The following is a 16038-nucleotide window of genomic DNA, read 5'->3' on the forward strand; positions in this document are numbered from 1 at the left end:
AGGGTTCTCCCGAAGGAAGGGCCCCTTACTAACGCCTGGTGTCTAGTAAGGGGCCCTTCCTTTCACAATCGGGGGTGGCGGCGGCACGGCCGCACGGGCGTCAGCCGCCGGGGCAGCCCCGGCCGCCGCTGATGGGTATGCACTGGGTGATCTGCGGGGCCGGCTCCTGGTCGTCGGGGACGTGCCCGATCAGGGCGCTGGTCGCCATGCCGCCCACCAGCGCGACCGCCACGTAGATCAGCGCCACCCCGGCGAATGCCCCGGCGAAGTGGCGACGCCACCGTTCGTCCCCGGCCAGCCTGGCCAGGAGCAGACCGATCACCGGAAGCACCGCGTTGAGCAGGAGCCCGGTCGTCAACAGGGCGTCGGTGGTGGCGCCGAAGGCCTTGGCTTCGGCGTACGTCGGCGTGTAGGGCGCAGAGACGCGGCGGATCAGCCCCACCATCAGCAGGAACGGCACCCCGTAGAGCCAGGCGAAGAAGAGCCCTCCGAGGCCGAGGCGCTTCATACCAGCCCCGCGAGGACGGCGCCGCAGAGCGTGAGGCTGACCACCGCGGCCAGGGTCCCGGCGATCACGGCCGACGGAACGAGCCGGGCGGCCAGCGCGGCCACCAGCGCCGTCACGAACATCACCCCGACGAATATCGGTGCTCCCCACACCAGCGCGACGAACGCCAGCGACTCCCCCGGCGACAGACAACTGAACCAGGCCGCGCAGTCGCCGCCCGGCGGCGTGCTCGGCACGCTCGTGGTGCCCACCGCCACGGCCGCGATGGCGGTGACGTACCAACCGGCCGCCACCCCCATGCTCCTGCCGTAGCGCCCCCGTACCCCATGTCCATCCATGCGCCCGATCGTGGCGGAGGAGGGCCGGCTGAGACATCCGTCGGGATACTCAATCTCGCCGTACCAGCCGGCGACGATCGCCGCAGGGGTTGCCGAACTTCTGGCATCTTCTGTGAATCGGGCCACCCGACCGAGGCGGAAATGCCGGGGCGATCCGTACGGCGTAGCCTGGGAGTCGTCTGTCCGTTCTCCTTGATCGGCGTGACGGACACCGCGTGACACACAAACCCGCGTGAAAGAGGCGATTACCGGCCGTGTCGACCCAGCAGACTTCGCAGGAGAACCCACTGGCGGGTTTCGGCCCGAACGAGTGGATCGTCGAGGAGATGTACCAGCGTTACCTCGCCGACCCCACGAGCGTCGATTCAGCCTGGCACGACTTCTTCGCCGACTATCGACCAGCTCCCGGCGCCGCCACACCCCGCCCGACGGAGAGCGCCGGCAAGCCGGCCGCCGCCCCCGAGCCGGACGGCCAGCCGGAGGCCGCGGCCAAGGTGACCCAGCCCGCCACGAAGCCGGCCGCCGCCGCTCCGGCAAAGCCGGCCGCCGCCGCGCCCGCCCCGGCCAAGAGCGCCCCGGCGCCGGCCAAGGAGGCCCTGGCCAAGCCGGCCGCGAAGGCGCCCGCGCCGACCGCCGACGGCCCGCAGACCACGCCGCTACGGGGTGTCGCCGCGAAGATCGTCCAGAACATGGACGCCTCGCTGAGCGTGCCGACCGCGACCAGCGTGCGCGCGGTCCCGGCGAAGCTGCTCGTCGACAACCGGATCGTGATCAACAACCACCTCGCCCGGGGGCGGGGCGGCAAGGTCAGCTTCACCCACCTCGTCGGCTACGCGATGGTCCGCGCGTTGGTCGAGCACCCCGAGATGAACAACTCGTTCGCCGAGGCCAACGGCAAGCCGGCCGTGGTCCGCCCGGCGCACGTCAACCTCGGCATCGCCATCGACCTGGCCAAGCCGGACGGCAGCCGCAACCTGGTGGTCCCCTCCATCAAGGGCTGCGAGACGATGGACTTCCGGCAGTTCTGGCAGGCGTACGAGGACGTCGTCCGGCGGGCGCGGCGCAACGAGCTGACCATGGAGGACTACGCCGGCACCACGATCTCGCTGACCAACCCGGGCGGCATCGGCACCGTGCACTCGATGCCGCGGCTCATGCAGGGGCAGAGCGCGATTATCGGCGTCGGCGCGATGGAGTACCCGGCCCCCTACCAGGGCATGTCCGAGGCCACCCTCGCCGAGCTGGCGGTCAGCAAGGTCATCACGCTGACCAGCACGTACGACCACCGGATCATCCAGGGCGCGCAGTCCGGCGAGTTCCTCAAGGTGATGCACGAGCTGATCCTGGGCGAGCGCGGCTTCTACGACCAGATCTTCACCTCGCTGCGGATCCCGTACGAGCCGGTCCGCTGGATGCGGGACGTCGCCGTCAACTCCGAGGGTCAGATCAACAAGACCGCCCGGGTGCACGAGCTGATCCACGCGTACCGCGTGCGCGGTCACCTGATGGCCGACACCGACCCGCTCGAGTTCAAGATCCGCAAGCACCCCGACCTGGACGTTCTCCAGCACGGGCTGACCCTGTGGGACCTGGACCGCGAGTTCCCGGTCAACGGCTTCGCCGGCCGGCAGCGGATGAAGCTGCGCGAGATCCTCGGCGTGCTGCGTGACTCGTACTGCCGCCGGGTCGGCATCGAGTACATGCACATCCAGGACCCGGAGGAGCGGCGCTGGATCCAGGAGCGGATCGAGCGCAAGTACGAGAAGCCGTCCGCCGACGAGCAGAAGCACGTGCTCAACCGGCTCAACGCGGCCGAGGCGTTCGAGACCTTCCTGCAGACCAAGTACGTGGGCCAGAAGCGCTTCTCGCTGGAGGGCGGCGAGTCGTTGATCCCGCTGCTCGGCGAGGTGCTGGAGTCCTCCGCCGAGAACGGCCTGGACGAGGTCGTCATCGGCATGGCCCACCGGGGCCGCCTCAACGTGCTGGCCAACATCGTCGGCAAGCCGTACGAGAAGATCTTCTCGGAGTTCGAGGGCCACCTGGACCCGCGCTCCACGCAGGGCTCCGGCGACGTGAAGTACCACCTGGGCCAGAACGGCAAGTTCACCACCCCGGACGGCGAGCACGCGGTCAAGGTGTCGGTGGTGGCGAACCCGTCGCACCTGGAGGCCGTCGACCCGGTGCTGGAGGGCATCGTCCGGGCCAAGCAGGACCGGATCGACCTCAAGCTGGAGGGCTACACCGTGCTGCCGCTGGCGGTGCACGGTGACGCCGCGTTCGCCGGGCAGGGCGTGGTCGCCGAGACGCTCAACCTGTCGCAGCTGCGCGGTTACCGCACGGGCGGCACGGTGCACGTGGTGGTCAACAACCAGGTCGGCTTCACCACCGCCCCGGAGTACAGCCGGTCCAGCCTCTACAGCACCGATGTGGCCCGGATGATCCAGGCGCCGATCTTCCACGTCAACGGCGACGACCCGGAGGCCGTGGTCCGGGTGGCCCGGCTGGCCTTCGAGTACCGGCAGACGTTCAACAAGGACGTCGTGATCGACATGGTCTGCTACCGCCGGCGCGGCCACAACGAGGGCGACGACCCGTCGATGTCCAACCCTCAGATGTACAAGATCATCGACTCGAAGCGTTCGGTGCGCAAGCTCTACACCGAGGAGCTGATCGGTCGCGGCGACATCACCGTGGAGGACGCGGAGGAGCTGCTGCGCGACTACCAGGCCCAACTGGAGAAGGTCTTCAAGGCCACCCGGGACGCCGCCGCCGCGCCGCGCCAGCTCAACCGGCCGCGCCGCGAGGAGGAGCCGGAGCCGGCCGTCGACACCGCCACCGACGCCGCCGTCGTCAAGGCGATCGGCGAGGCGCACGTCAACCTGCCGGAGGGCTTCACCCCGCACAAGCGCATCCAGCAGCTGCTCGACCGGCGGGCCAAGATGTCCGTCGAGGGCAACATCGACTGGGGGTACGGCGAGATCATCGCGTTCGGGGCGCTGCTGCACGACGGGGTGACCGTCCGGCTCGCCGGTCAGGACTCGCGTCGCGGCACCTTCGTCCAGCGGCACGCGTCGGTGGTCGACTCCCGTACCGGGGACGACTACCTGCCGCTCAAGTCGCTCACCGGCGACGGCGAGCGCTCCCGGTTCTTCGTGCACGACTCGCTGCTCAGCGAGTACGCGGCGATGGGCTTCGAGTACGGCTACTCGGTGGAGAACATCAACGCGCTGGTCGCCTGGGAGGCCCAGTTCGGCGACTTCGTCAACGGCGCCCAGTCGGTGATCGACGAGTTCATCTCGTCCGGTGAGGTGAAGTGGGGTCAGCGCTCGGCTGTCACCCTGCTGCTGCCGCACGGCCACGAGGGCCAGGGCCCGGACCACACCTCCGGTCGCCCGGAGCGGTTCCTGCAGATGTGCGCCGAGGACAACATGCGGGTCGCCATCCCGACGACCCCGGCGAACTACTTCCACCTGCTGCGCCGCCAGGCCCTGTCGCCCAAGCGCAAGCCGCTGGTGGTGTTCACGCCCAAGTCGCTGCTGCGGCACAAGCTCTGCGTCTCCTCCGTGGAGGACTTCACCACCGGCACCTTCCAGCCGGTGCTGCGCGACACGGCCGCCCCGGCGCCGGAGGCGGTGAAGCGGGTGCTGCTCTGCTCCGGCAAGGTCTACTACGACCTGTTCCAGGCCCGGCAAGAGCGCGGCGTCACCGACACCGCGATCCTCCGGATCGAGCAGCTCTATCCGCTGCCGGTCGAGGAGATCCGCGCCGCCCTGGCGCAGTACCCGAACGCGGAGGACTTCGCCTGGGTGCAGGAGGAGCCGGCCAACCAGGGCGCCTGGTCGTTCGTGGCGCTCAACCTGCTGGAGCACCTCACCGACGTCCGGCTGCGGCGGATCTCCCGCCCGGCCGCGGCGGCCCCGGCGGTCGGCTCGGCCAAGACCCACGAGGTCGAGCAGACCGCGCTCATCGAGGCGGCACTTCCCCGCCCGTGAACTGACCGCGCCACGCGAGCCGGGGCAGGGCCGTCGACCGCGGTCCTGCCCCGGCTCGCGTCGGTCCATCCGATCACCGACCCGCCCGGTCCGCGCCGGGCCGAGCACGAGGACGTACGCCGTGTACTTCACCGACCGTGGCATCGAGGAGCTGGTCGAACGCCGGGGCGACGAGCAGGTGACCCTGGAGTGGCTGGGCGAGCGCCTGCGCGACTTCGTCGACCTCAACCCGGAGTTCGAAACCCCCATCGAACGCCTGGCAACCTACCTGGCCCGCCTGGACGACCCCGACGACGAAGACGCCTAACCCCTTTGACCCGGTGATCAAGAGGTTCGCGTCACTTCTGGCCCCGATCGTGACGCAAACCTCTTGATCACGAGGGCGGGGTGCTCGGGAGGGGGCGGGGTGCTCGGGAGGGGGCGGGGTGCTCGGGAGGGGGCGGGGTGGGGCCGGCGATCTTCTAGGGTGGGGGCGTGGCTCGCAGCGTGTACCTGACCAGCGTGGGTTCGGGCGGGGGTAAGTCGACCATCGCTCTCGGACTGGCCGAACTGCTGTCGCGGCAGGTGGGGCGGATCGGCGTGTTCCGGCCGCTGGTCGCCGACACCGGCCCCGATTCGATCCTCGCCCTGCTCAGCGAGCGGTACCGGGTCGAGGTGCCGGTCGCCGAGCTGGCCGGGGCCACCTACGCCGAGGCGGCCGCGCTGGTCGCCGACGGCCGGCGCGAAGAGCTGATCTCCGCGATCGTGGAGCGCTACCGGGCGGTCGAGCGGCAGTGCCCGGCGGTGGTCGTGGTGGGCAGCGACTTCGACGAGCCGGGTGACCCCGCGCACCCTCGCGAGCTGGCCTTCAACGCCCGGCTGGCCACCGAGTTCGGCAGCGTGGTGGTACCGGTGGTGGACGGCTACGAGCAGGAGCCGGCGACCGTCGCGGCGGCCATGCGCGGGGCGTACCACGATCTGGCCGACCTGGGCGCGACAGTGCTCGCGGTGATCGCCAACCGGGTGCCCGGACCGATGACGCTGCCGGAGCTGCCGGTGCCCGCGTACGCCATCCCGGAGGTGCCGAGCGTGTCGGCGCCGACGGTGGCCGAGGTGGCGGCGGCGCTCGGCGCCACCCTGCTGGCCGGGGACGACGCCGCGCTCGGGCGGGACGTGCTGGACTTCGTGGTCGGCGCGGCGCACGTGCCGACCCTGTTGGGCCACCTCACCGAGGGGGCGCTGGTGATCACCCCGGGCGACCGGGCCGACCTGCTCGTCGCCGCCAGCGCGGCCCACGTGGCCGGGCAGGTGTCGGTGGCCGGGTTGGTGCTCACCCTGGGCGAGCAGCCCGATCCGCGGGTCATGCGGCTGGTGGAGGGGTTGAACACCGGGCTGGCGGTGCTGTCCGTGGGCAGCGACAGCTACGACACGGTCGAGGCGTCCAGCCGAATCGAGGGGCGGCCCAGCGTGGCCAACCCGCGCAAGGTGGAGGCCGCGCTGGGCGCGTTCGAACGCTGCGTGGACACCGACGACCTGGCCCGCCGGCTCCGGGTGAGCCGCTCGACGCGGGTCACCCCGCTGATGTTCGAGAACGAGCTGATCGACCGGGCCCGCTCGCAGCGCCGCCACCTGGTGCTTCCCGAGGGCACCGACGACCGGATCCTGCGGGCGGCGGAGATCCTGCTACGCCGGGGCGTGGCCGACCTGACGCTGCTGGGCCGTCCCGACGACATCGCCCGGCGCACCCGCGAGCTGGGCATCGACCTCGGCGACGCGCGGCTCGTCGACCCGACGAACAGTGGGTGGCACGACGAGTTCGCCGCCGAGTACGCGCGCCTGCGCGCCCACCGGGGCGTCACCGCCGAACTGGCGTACGACATCGTGGCCCAGCCCAACTACTTCGGCACGCTCATGGTGGCCACCGGGCACGCCGACGGCATGGTCTCCGGCGCCACGCATACGACCGCCGCCACCATCCGACCCGCCTTCGAGATCATCCGTACCGTCCCGGACGTCTCGGTGGCCTCCAGCGTCTTCTTCATGCTGTTGCGCGACCGGGTGCTGGTCTACGGCGACTGCGCGGTGAACCGCGACCCGGACGCCGCCCAGCTCGCCGACATCGCGATCTCGTCGGCCGACACCGCCGCACGGTTCGGCATCGAGCCCCGGGTGGCCATGCTGTCGTACTCCACCGGCAGCTCCGGCGCGGGCGCCGACGTGGAGAAGGTCGCCGCGGCCACCGCGCTCGTCCGGGAACGCCGGCCCGACCTGCTGGTCGAGGGGCCGATCCAGTACGACGCGGCGATCGATCCGGCGGTGGCGGCGACCAAACTGCCGGAGAGCAAGGTCGCCGGGCACGCCACGGTCTTCATCTTCCCGGACCTCAACACGGGCAACAACACGTACAAGGCGGTGCAGCGCTCGGCCGGGGCGGTCGCCGTCGGGCCGGTGATGCAGGGCCTGCGCCGGCCGGTGAACGACCTGTCCCGGGGCGCGCTGGTGCCGGACATCGTGAACACGGTGGCGATCACCGCCATCCAGGCGGCCGCCGGGGAGGCGTCATGAGTCGGGTCCTGGTGCTCAACTGCGGGTCGTCGTCGGTGAAGTGGCGGCTCTACGACGGGGACCGCACGCTCGGGCAGGGCACCGTCGAGCGGGTCGGCGAGGCCGGTGGCGGCCCGGCGGACCACGCCAGCGCGGTCCGGCAGATCCTGGACGGGCTGGACCTGACCGGGTTGACAGCCGTCGGGCACCGCGTGGTGCACGGCGGCCGGACGTTCACCGCCCCGACGCTCGTCGACGACGCGGTGCTGGCCGCGATCCGCGACCTGGTCCCGCTCGCCCCGCTGCACAACCCGGCCAACCTGGCCGGCATCGAGATGGCACGGGCGGCCCTGCCGGACGTACCGCAGGTCGCCGTCTTCGACACGGCGTTCCACCACACCCTGCCCGAGGCCGCCGCGACCTACGCGATCGACCGGGACACCGCCGAGCGGTACGACATCCGCCGGTACGGCTTCCACGGCACCTCGCACGCGTACGTCTCCCGGCGCACCGCCGAGCTGTTGGACCGCCCGTACGGGCAGCTCAACACGATCACCCTGCACCTGGGCAACGGGGCGAGCGCCTGCGCGGTGGCCGGTGGTCGCAGCGTCGCCACCTCGATGGGGATGTCACCCCTGCAAGGGCTGGTGATGGGCACCCGCAGCGGCGACCTGGACCCGACCGTGATCTTCCACCTGCGACGCGAGGGCGGCCTGTCGGTGGACGAGATCGACGACCTGCTCAACCACCGCAGCGGCCTGCTCGGCCTGAGCGGCGTCAACGACATGCGCGAGGTACTGCAACGCCGGGCCGCCGGCGACAGGGCCGCCGCGCTGGCCTTCGACGTCTACTGCCGGCGGATCACCGGGTACGTCGGGGCGTACTACGCGCTGCTCGGCCGCGTCGACGCGATCGCGTTCACCGCCGGGGTGGGCGAGCACGCCGCCGGAGTGCGGGCTGCCGCGCTGGCCGGCCTGGACCGGCTCGGCATCAGCGTGGACGACACCCGCAACGGCGGCCAGGGTGACCGGGTGATCTCACCCGACGGCGCCGAGGTGAGCGTCTGCGTCATCCGCACCGACGAGGAACGGGAGATCGCCCGGCAGACCCGCGACGTGGTGGGGAAGCTCTAGGCCAGCCAGACGACCAGGGCCACCAGCAGCACCACGACCACCGCCGCGCCGACGATGAGGGGCAGCCGGGACGGCGCGTCGGCCGGGGCGGTGGCCTCCGGCGTCTGGGTGAAGGCACGGAACGCCTCGGTGTTGCCACTGGGGTCGGTGTAGTTCTCAGCCATGCCGGTGACCCTAGCGAAGCCGTGGCCGACGCACCGCCCCCACCTCCCGTGGTCGCGTCGGGTCGGACCGGGCGGCGGAGGTGACCCGACCGGGTGGGGGCAGAGGCAGGCCGGACGGCGGGGTCGTCGCGCAGGTCCCGACGCCTACGGTGAGACAGTGGGGGCGGGACGGCTGGTCGCCGTACTGGTGACAGCGCTGCTGGCGGGGTGCGCGCCGGCCTCCGCCGTGGCCGGCGGGTCCACCGGGGCACCGGCCGCGCGCCGAGCGCCCGAGGGGTCGTACACCGTCGGCCTGCGTACGCTCACCCTCGATCCGCGCTCGGCGCGCCCCCTGCCGGTGACCCTCTGGTATCCGACGGGCACCGACGGTGTGGCCGCCGGACGATTCCCGGTGGTCGTCTACAGCCACGGGCTGCACAGCCGGCCCGAACTGCACGCCGGGTTGACCACCCGGTGGGCGGCGGCCGGATTCGTGGTGGCCGCGCCGGCGTACCCGCACACCCGCTCGGACGCCGCGCACTTCACCCGGGCCGACGTCCGCAACCAGCCCGCCGACGGTTGGCGGCTGATCCGGCACCTGGGACGCCTCGACCGCGACCCGGGTGATCCGCTCGCCGGCCACCTGGATCTCGCGTCGGTCGCCGCCGCCGGTCACTCGGCGGGTGGCTTCACCACCTCCGGCATGTTCACCGAGGGCCACCCGACCCGGCTGCGCGCCGGCATCGTGATCGCCGGCGGCGGACTGCCCGGTAGCTTCGCGGGGCCGAGCGCCCCGGTGCTGTTCGTGCACGGCACGGCCGACCCGGTGGTGCCGGTGACGGTCGGGCGGGCGGCGTACGCGCGCACCCGGGGTCCGGCGGCCTTCCTCAGCGTCGTGGGGCAGGGGCACGGCGAGTACCTCACGCCGGACCGTCCCGGGTTCACACCGGTGCTGGCCACGACGACCGACTTCCTGCGCTGGACCCTCTACGGCGACAGCACGGCCGGCGCGCGCCTCCCCCTCGACGCCCGCAGGGCGCTGACCCGCTACGAGTCACGCCCGGCCCGCTAGCAACTCCCCACCCGGCACCCGGCCGAGCCGTCCGGTCACACCTTGAGGACGTCCACGTCGTACAGGGCTATCGACGCGTCGCGCGAAGCGAGGGTCAACCCTTCGGTGATCGCCTGCGCCACCAGCATGCGGTCGAAGGGGTCGCGGTGATGTGGTGGCAGGCGGCCAGCGGCGATGGCGTGGGCATGGGTCACCGGGAGGTCCCGGAAGCCCATGTCTCGAACCCGCTCCGCAAGGTCAGGCGGTCCGGCGAGTTTCCCGGTGCTCTGCTTGATGGTGATCTCCCACAGGGTGACCGGGGAGAGGAAGATGTCTGGCTCGTGGCGTAGTTGGTCGAGCAACTCGGGGCCGAGGTCCGGGTCGCCGGCGATGGCCCAGAGGGCGACGTGAGTGTCCAGCAGCAGGTTCATGCGCCGAGGCCGAAGTCCTCGGCGATCTCGGCGTTGGTCCGTGGTGAGTCCCAGTCACCCGAGAGGTCCACTTGGCCGGCGAGCGAGCCGATCGCGGTGCGGTTGGCCCGCCGGACCAGGGGTACGACCTTCGCCACCGGGGTGCCCGCCCGGTCGATGATGATCTCCTCGCCGCGTTCCACCCGTTCGATGATGCGCGACAGATGGGTCTTGGCATCATGCATGTTGTAGTGCACGGCCTCAGCCGACATGGCGCAGCCCTCTCGCTTAGCTAAGGGACTAGTCTAGCCTGTTTGAACGCCGACGTCAGCGGCCTTGTCGGCTCGGGGCGGGGGTCGGACGCGCACGCCTCCCGACGGTACCGTGGCCCGATGGACGACCTCGCGCGTCGCCAGTTGGCGAGCATCGCCGAACTGGTCGAGGTGAGCACGCCGGCTGGTGTCCCGGTGTGGTTGCGCGGCGGCTGGGCGATGGACTTCCACCTCGGCGCGGTGACCCGCCCGCACGTCGACGTCGACTGGTACTGCTGGCACGAGGACGCGCCGCGACTCCCCGCACTGCTGCTGGCCCGGGGCTGGCGTCCCGACCCGAGGATGCCGGCGGAGCGACAGCTCGACCTGTTCGCGGGAGACGTCGAGGTCAGCGTGGCGTACCTGGGCCGGGACGACAGCGGTCGGCCGACCGTGGGCGCCGGCCCCTGGGCGGGCACCCCTCTGCCGGCCGGGATGCTGGACGCGCCGCCCGGCCGGATCGGCGCGTTGGTCGTACCGGCGATCTCGGTGGCGGCCCAGATCGAGTTCAAGCAGATGTACCCGGTGTGGATGCCGGAGCGTCCCCGCCGTCCGAAGGACGCGGACGACCTGGCTCGACTGCTCGCTGGGCCTCGTCGAGCAGGTCCTCGTACACCCCGATCTTGAAACCGATCAGGTCCAGGCACTGCGTGAGTTTGCCGATCTGGCCGGTGACGCGCTCGCGGTGCTCCCGCATCAGGGCAAGACGTTCCTCCTCGTTGCCGGCACCCGCCCGGACGAGGTCGGCGTACCGGCGCAGCGCGGGCAACGGCATGCCCGAGGCACGGAGAATGATGCAGACGGTCAACCAGTCCACGTCGTCCTGGCTGTAGACGCGACGCCCGCCGGGCCCACGTCGTACCGGATCGACGAAGACGCCCTCCTGCTCGTAGAAGCGCAGGGCGTGCACGCTCAGGCCGGTGCGTTCGGCGACCTGCCCGATGCTCAGACTCGCGATGTCGTCGGCCATGCCGAGCAGGGTAGCGAGGCTTGACCTAGAGCCGACTCCAGCTCCTAGGGTCCCCCGTGATCGTCACGACATCGCCAGAGGAGCATCGGCATGCGCTATCGCACCCTCGGCGGGACCGGCATCGAGGTGAGCACCCACTGCCTCGGAACCATGATGTTCGGTGCCGTCGGGAACCCGGACCACGACGAGTGCGTCCGCATCATCCACACCGCGATCGACAGCGGCATCAACGCCATCGACACCGCCGACATGTACGGCCGGGGTGAGTCCGAGCAGATCGTGGGGAAGGCGCTGCGGGGGCGTCGCGACGACGTCGTCCTCGCCACCAAGGTCCACTTTCCGATGGGCGAGGGGCCCAACCAGGGTGGCAACTCGCGGCGGTGGATCCTCAAGGCGGTCGAGGGGAGCCTCCAACGTCTGGGTACCGACTGGATCGACCTCTACCAGGTCCACCGCCCGGACCCCTCGACTGACATCGAGGAGACGCTTTCGGTGCTCACCGACCTGGTGAGCCAGGGAAAGATCCGCGCCTTCGGATGTTCGACGTTCCCCGCTGAGGAGATCGTCGAGGCACACCAGGTGTCCGAGCGTCGCGGCCTCGGCCGGCTGCGCACCGAGCAGCCGCCGTACTCGATCCTCGCCCGCGGGGTGGAGACCTCGGTCCTCCCGGTCTGCCAGCGCTACGGCATGGGGGTGCTGGTCTGGAGCCCGCTCGCCTTCGGCTTCCTCAGCGGCAGGTACCGCAAGGATCGGGCCGTCGACCTGTCGACCGGGCGGGCGGTTCTCCGGCCGGCGCAGTTCGATCCCGCGATCGCGGAGAACGCGGCCAAGCTCGACATCGTCGAGCGGCTCGTCGACCTCGCGGCGGACATCGGGTGCACGCTGCCGCAACTCGCCATCGCCTTCACCGTGGCCCATCCGGCGGTCACCTCGGCGATCATCGGGCCACGGACCATGCAGCACCTGGAGGACCTGCTCAAGGGCGCGAGCCTCGCCCTGGACGACGCGACCCTCGACCGGATCGACGAGATCGTGCCACCCGGCACGAACCGGTACGAGCCCAACGCCGCCTTCCGCCCCCGCTCCCTGACCGACCCGGCGCGGCGGCGGCGTCCGCTCTCCGAACGCGCCGCGGCCTGAGACGACCGGTGACAGCGTGGCCGCAGCGCGCCGGACCGCCCCGAGCCACCGGCACGGCACGGCACAATTGAGGCCATGTCGCGTCGTGTCACCCCCACGCTGCTGGCCAGCGCCCTGCTCCTGACCGGTCTGGTCGGCTGCTCCACGGACGCCCCGAGGAAGGAGACCGCGCCGGTCGCCGTCGAGCCGCCGCCGGCCGCCACGCCGACACCGCGGGTACCCGCCGGGTCCGCGCCCGAGAGCGCCTTCGGCGTCGGCGTACGACAGCTCAAGCTGAACCGGGACGGCCGTGCGCTGCCGGTGACCCTCTGGTATCCGGCGGCCGGGAAGGCCGGCGGCGCGGCCAGGCGGTCCGCGGCGGCGGCGGACGGCCGGTTTCCGGTGGTGATGTTCAGCCACGGCCTCGGCGGGCGGCCGGAGGACTACGCCGCGCTGCTGACCCGCTGGGCCGCGGCCGGCTTCGTGGTGGCCGCGCCGACCTTCCCGCACACCTCCAAGGGCGGTGACGGCAACGTCCTCGACGTCCTCAACCAACCGGCCGACGTGTCGTACGCGCTGACCCAGGTGCTGGCGCTCGACGGCAGGGCCGGCGACGGGCTGCGCGGCCGGTTGGCGACCGACCGGGTGGCCGCGGCGGGGCACTCGGCCGGCGGGGTGACCACCATCGGCCTGTTCACCGCGGGCCGGGACGAACGGCTGGACGCCGGTGTGGTGTTCGCCGGTACCGCCGTCGGCGTGGGTACGGCGTTCGCGGGCGCGACCGCGCCGCAGTTGTTCGTGCACGGCGAGTTGGACGAGGTGGTCGACTACGCGGCGGGCAAGGCGGCGTACGACAAGGTGCCGTGGCCGAAGGCGCTGCTGAGCCTGCCCAAGGGTGACCACGGCCGAGCGCTGCTCGGCGACGCCGCGTCACTGCGGGTCGTCTCGGACACGTCCGTCGAGTTCCTGCGCTGGTCGCTGTACGGCGACCCGGCGGCCAAGAAGCGCATCGCCAAGGACGCGACCCGCAACGACATCGCAACCTTCGACGATCACCTCTGACCGTCGCCCCCTCCCCCGCGCGATCTTGCACTTTCTGTCGCGTCATAGCGGGACATTTTTCGCGAGACGACAACAGAAAGTGCAAGATCGCGGGGGTGTGGAGGTGTGGGGGCCGGGCGCGGGGGTCAGGCGGTGTGGTCGATGACGACCTTGCCGAAGGCGTCGCCGGAGTGCAGGCGGGCGAAGGCGTCCTCGACCCGGCTGAACGGGACCACGCTGTCCACCACCGGGCGGACCTCGTTCCCGGCGCAGAACGCCAGCAGCTCGTACAGCTCCCCGGGGGTGCCCATCGACGTGCCCAGGATCTCCAACTGCATGGCGAAGACCCGGCGCAGGTTGACCGTCGGCTGGTGGCCGGCGGTAGCGCCGGAGACCACGATTCGGGCCATCGGGGCGGCCGACTTCATCGAGTGCTCGAAGGTCGCCGCGCCGACCGTCTCGATCACCACGTCGACCCGCTCCGGCAGCCGGGCGCCGGGCTCCACAGCGGTGGCCCCGAGAGCGGAGATCCGCTCGCGCTTGGCGGCGTCGCGACTGGTCGCGTACACCCGCTTGCCCATCGCGACGGCGAGCGCGACGGCCGCCGTCGCGACGCCGCCGCCCGCACCCTGCACCAGCACGCTGTCGGCGTCCGCGACGCGACCCTTGGTGGTCAGCATCCGCCACGCGGTCAGCCAGGCCGTGGGCAGGCACGCGGCGTCGGTCGCGGCCATGCCGTCGGGCAGCGGGACCAGGTTCGACCGGGGTACGGCGACCTGCTCGGCGAGGGTCCCGGCGAAGTGCTCGGAGAGGATGGAGACGCCGCGTGGGTCACCGGGAGTGACGACGACCGGGTAGACGACCACGTTGTTGCCCTCGGGGTCCACACCCACCGCGTCGCAGCCGAGGATCATCGGCAACTGCGCCTCGGTGAGCCCCACCCCGCGCAGCGACCACAGGTCGTGGTGGTTGAGCGAGGTGGCGCGCACCCGCACGGTCACCCAGTCGTCCTCCGGGTGGGTCGGCTCGGGTCGCTCACCGACGGTGAGGGCGGTGAGCGGATCGGCGTCGTCGAAGCGGGAGACGAAGGCAGCACGCATGATCGGCACCGTAACAAGCTGAGCGCTCGTTAAGAAGGGCCGGCCGCCGGGCCACGCCGCACTCCGGTCACGCCGTCGCGGTCACCACGCCGGTCACGGCGTTCCGGTCACCACGCCGGTCACGGCGTTCCGGTCACCGCCGGGCCACGCCGTCACGGCGGGCGGCCTCGGCCACCGCCTCGGCGACGGCCGGAGCGACACGCGGGTCCAGCGGCGACGGGACGATCGCCTCGGGAGTCAACGACTCGGCCACCACCCCGGCGATGGCGTCCGCCGCGGCGACCTTCATCGCGTCGGTGATCCGGGTGGCGCCGGCGTCCAGCGCGCCCCGGAACACCCCGGGGAACGCCAGCACGTTGTTGATCTGGTTGGGGTAGTCGCTGCGGCCCGTGGCGACCACCGCGACGTGCCGGGCGGCCACCTCCGGGTGCACCTCCGGGGTAGGATTGGCCAGCGCGAACACGATCCCACCGGGTGCCATACCGGCGATGGCGGCCTCCGGGATCTCGCCTCCGGAGACGCCGATCAGCACGTCCGCGTCGCGCAGCGCCTCGGTGATGTCGCCGTGGCGGCCGTCCGCGTTGGTGCTCGCCGCCAACTCGGCCTTGCCACCGGTCAGCTCGGTGCGGTGCCGGCCGATGATCCCCTTCGAGTCGCAGACGACGACCTGGTCGGGGTTGACGCCACCGGCGATGAGCATCTTCGTCACGGCCACCCCGGCCGCGCCCGCGCCGCTCACCGCGACCCGCAGGTCGCCGAGCTTGCGGTTGAGCAGGGTGGCGGCGTTACGCAGCGCCGCGAGCACCACGATGGCGGTGCCGTGCTGGTCGTCGTGGAAGACCGGGATGTCCAGCGCCTCGTCGAGGCGACGCTCGATCTCGAAGCAGCGCGGCGCGCTGATGTCCTCCAGGTTGATCCCGCCGAACGAGGGGGCCAGCGCCCGCACCACCGCGACGATCTCGTCCACATCCTGGGTGTCCAGGCAGATCGGCACCGCGTCCACCCCGGCGAACTGCTTGAACAGCACCGCCTTGCCCTCCATCACCGGCAGGGCGGCGCGCGGGCCGATGTTGCCGAGCCCCAACACGGCCGAGCCGTCGGTCACCACCGCGACAGCGTGCGACGCCCAGGTGTACTCGTCGGCCAGGGCGGGGTCGGCGGCGATCGCCTCGCACACCCGGGCCACCCCCGGGGTGTACGCCAGGGAGAGGTCCTCGCGGCTGGTGAGCGGCACCGTCGAGGCGACGGCCATCTTGCCGCCGACGTGCAGTTGGAAGACGGGATCAGCGGGGTCCACGGTGGATGAAGACATGGCGGTGACTCCAGGATCTGTCGAGCAGATGTGAGGCGGCGGGCCCGGCCGCGAGGTGGGCGGCGAGCGATGGCACGCGGCGCGGGG

At 71.7% G+C, this 16038-nt stretch carries 16 protein-coding genes; 8 read left to right on the forward strand and 8 right to left on the reverse strand.

All coding sequences use genetic code 11. The features are described from left to right. Positions 1 to 100 precede the first annotated feature (100 nt). On the reverse strand, positions 101 to 508 hold the full coding sequence (locus ACIBTX_RS19060) for a hypothetical protein (RefSeq protein WP_357175292.1): 408 nt from the start codon (positions 506 to 508) through the stop codon (positions 101 to 103). After that, positions 505 to 846, reverse strand: coding sequence for a hypothetical protein (locus ACIBTX_RS19065; protein WP_357175294.1), 342 nt, complete (start codon positions 844 to 846; stop codon positions 505 to 507). Before ACIBTX_RS19065 ends, ACIBTX_RS19060 begins: the two co-directional genes overlap by 4 nt. 254 nt (positions 847 to 1100) lie before the next feature. Here ACIBTX_RS19065 and ACIBTX_RS19070 point away from each other — a divergent pair, with 254 nt between their 5' ends. The 4 genes from ACIBTX_RS19070 to ACIBTX_RS19085 all read left to right on the forward strand — a co-directional run bounded on the left by ACIBTX_RS19070 (position 1101) and on the right by ACIBTX_RS19085 (position 8494). Next, entirely contained in the window at positions 1101 to 4838 is a 3738-nt protein-coding gene (locus tag ACIBTX_RS19070) for a multifunctional oxoglutarate decarboxylase/oxoglutarate dehydrogenase thiamine pyrophosphate-binding subunit/dihydrolipoyllysine-residue succinyltransferase subunit (protein WP_357175297.1), read from the forward strand. Between the two features lie 121 nt (positions 4839 to 4959). Then, the gene (locus tag ACIBTX_RS19075; protein ID WP_139582193.1) at positions 4960 to 5145 is read left to right on the forward strand and encodes a DUF6104 family protein; all 186 of its coding nucleotides are present in this window, start codon (positions 4960 to 4962) and stop codon (positions 5143 to 5145) included. A 167-nt stretch (positions 5146 to 5312) separates the two neighbouring features. Then, entirely contained in the window at positions 5313 to 7382 is a 2070-nt protein-coding gene (gene pta, locus ACIBTX_RS19080) for a phosphate acetyltransferase (protein WP_396832806.1), read from the forward strand. Continuing rightward, entirely contained in the window at positions 7379 to 8494 is a 1116-nt protein-coding gene (locus ACIBTX_RS19085) for an acetate kinase (RefSeq protein WP_357125801.1), read from the forward strand. The genes pta and ACIBTX_RS19085 overlap by 4 nt, the downstream gene beginning before the upstream one ends. On the opposite strand, the gene ACIBTX_RS19090 is transcribed toward ACIBTX_RS19085, so the two are convergent. After that, on the reverse strand, positions 8491 to 8658 hold the full coding sequence (locus ACIBTX_RS19090) for a hypothetical protein (RefSeq protein WP_357175305.1): 168 nt from the start codon (positions 8656 to 8658) through the stop codon (positions 8491 to 8493). The two genes, ACIBTX_RS19085 and ACIBTX_RS19090, sit on opposite strands and share 4 nt — an antisense overlap. Before the next feature lie 157 nt (positions 8659 to 8815). Between ACIBTX_RS19090 and ACIBTX_RS19095 the strand changes: the two genes are divergently transcribed. Continuing rightward, positions 8816 to 9709 (forward strand): alpha/beta hydrolase family protein, encoded by an 894-nt coding sequence (locus tag ACIBTX_RS19095; protein ID WP_396832807.1) that lies wholly within the window; start codon positions 8816 to 8818, stop codon positions 9707 to 9709. A 35-nt stretch (positions 9710 to 9744) separates the two neighbouring features. On the opposite strand, the gene ACIBTX_RS19100 is transcribed toward ACIBTX_RS19095, so the two are convergent. Together ACIBTX_RS19100 and ACIBTX_RS19105 are read right to left on the reverse strand one after the other, a co-directional pair. Next, positions 9745 to 10119, reverse strand: coding sequence for a type II toxin-antitoxin system VapC family toxin (locus ACIBTX_RS19100; protein WP_357125810.1), 375 nt, complete (start codon positions 10117 to 10119; stop codon positions 9745 to 9747). After that, entirely contained in the window at positions 10116 to 10370 is a 255-nt protein-coding gene (locus ACIBTX_RS19105) for a type II toxin-antitoxin system prevent-host-death family antitoxin (RefSeq protein WP_357396506.1), read from the reverse strand. Before ACIBTX_RS19105 ends, ACIBTX_RS19100 begins: the two co-directional genes overlap by 4 nt. A 120-nt stretch (positions 10371 to 10490) precedes the next feature. On the opposite strand from ACIBTX_RS19105, the gene ACIBTX_RS19110 reads away from it, so the two are divergent. Further along, positions 10491 to 11036 carry a nucleotidyltransferase domain-containing protein gene (locus ACIBTX_RS19110; protein WP_396832808.1) on the forward strand — a complete coding sequence of 182 codons (546 nt, stop codon included), beginning with the start codon at positions 10491 to 10493 and terminating at the stop codon, positions 11034 to 11036. Here the strand turns inward: ACIBTX_RS19110 and ACIBTX_RS19115 are convergent. Next, entirely contained in the window at positions 10918 to 11379 is a 462-nt protein-coding gene (locus tag ACIBTX_RS19115; RefSeq protein ID WP_363661185.1) for a MerR family transcriptional regulator, read from the reverse strand. The genes ACIBTX_RS19110 and ACIBTX_RS19115 overlap by 119 nt on opposite strands. Before the next feature lie 90 nt (positions 11380 to 11469). Between ACIBTX_RS19115 and ACIBTX_RS19120 the strand changes: the two genes are divergently transcribed. Both ACIBTX_RS19120 and ACIBTX_RS19125 read left to right on the forward strand, forming a co-directional pair. Continuing rightward, entirely contained in the window at positions 11470 to 12519 is a 1050-nt protein-coding gene (locus tag ACIBTX_RS19120; protein WP_357125822.1) for an aldo/keto reductase, read from the forward strand. A 75-nt stretch (positions 12520 to 12594) separates the two neighbouring features. Next, positions 12595 to 13560, forward strand: a complete 966-nt coding sequence (locus ACIBTX_RS19125) for a chlorophyllase (RefSeq protein WP_357125825.1) — start codon at positions 12595 to 12597, stop codon at positions 13558 to 13560. 125 nt (positions 13561 to 13685) lie between these two features. Here ACIBTX_RS19125 and ACIBTX_RS19130 read toward each other — a convergent pair whose 3' ends face one another. Together ACIBTX_RS19130 and ACIBTX_RS19135 are read right to left on the reverse strand one after the other, a co-directional pair. Further along, on the reverse strand, positions 13686 to 14648 hold the full coding sequence (locus ACIBTX_RS19130; RefSeq protein ID WP_396832809.1) for a zinc-binding dehydrogenase: 963 nt from the start codon (positions 14646 to 14648) through the stop codon (positions 13686 to 13688). 124 nt (positions 14649 to 14772) lie between these two features. Further along, positions 14773 to 15951, reverse strand: a complete 1179-nt coding sequence (locus ACIBTX_RS19135; protein ID WP_357175327.1) for an NADP-dependent malic enzyme — start codon at positions 15949 to 15951, stop codon at positions 14773 to 14775. Between the last annotated feature and the right edge of the window lie 87 nt (positions 15952 to 16038).

It is taken from the genome of Micromonospora sp. NPDC049359 (assembly GCF_044466585.1).
In the GTDB taxonomy this organism is placed as follows: Bacteria; Actinomycetota; Actinomycetes; order Mycobacteriales; family Micromonosporaceae; genus Micromonospora.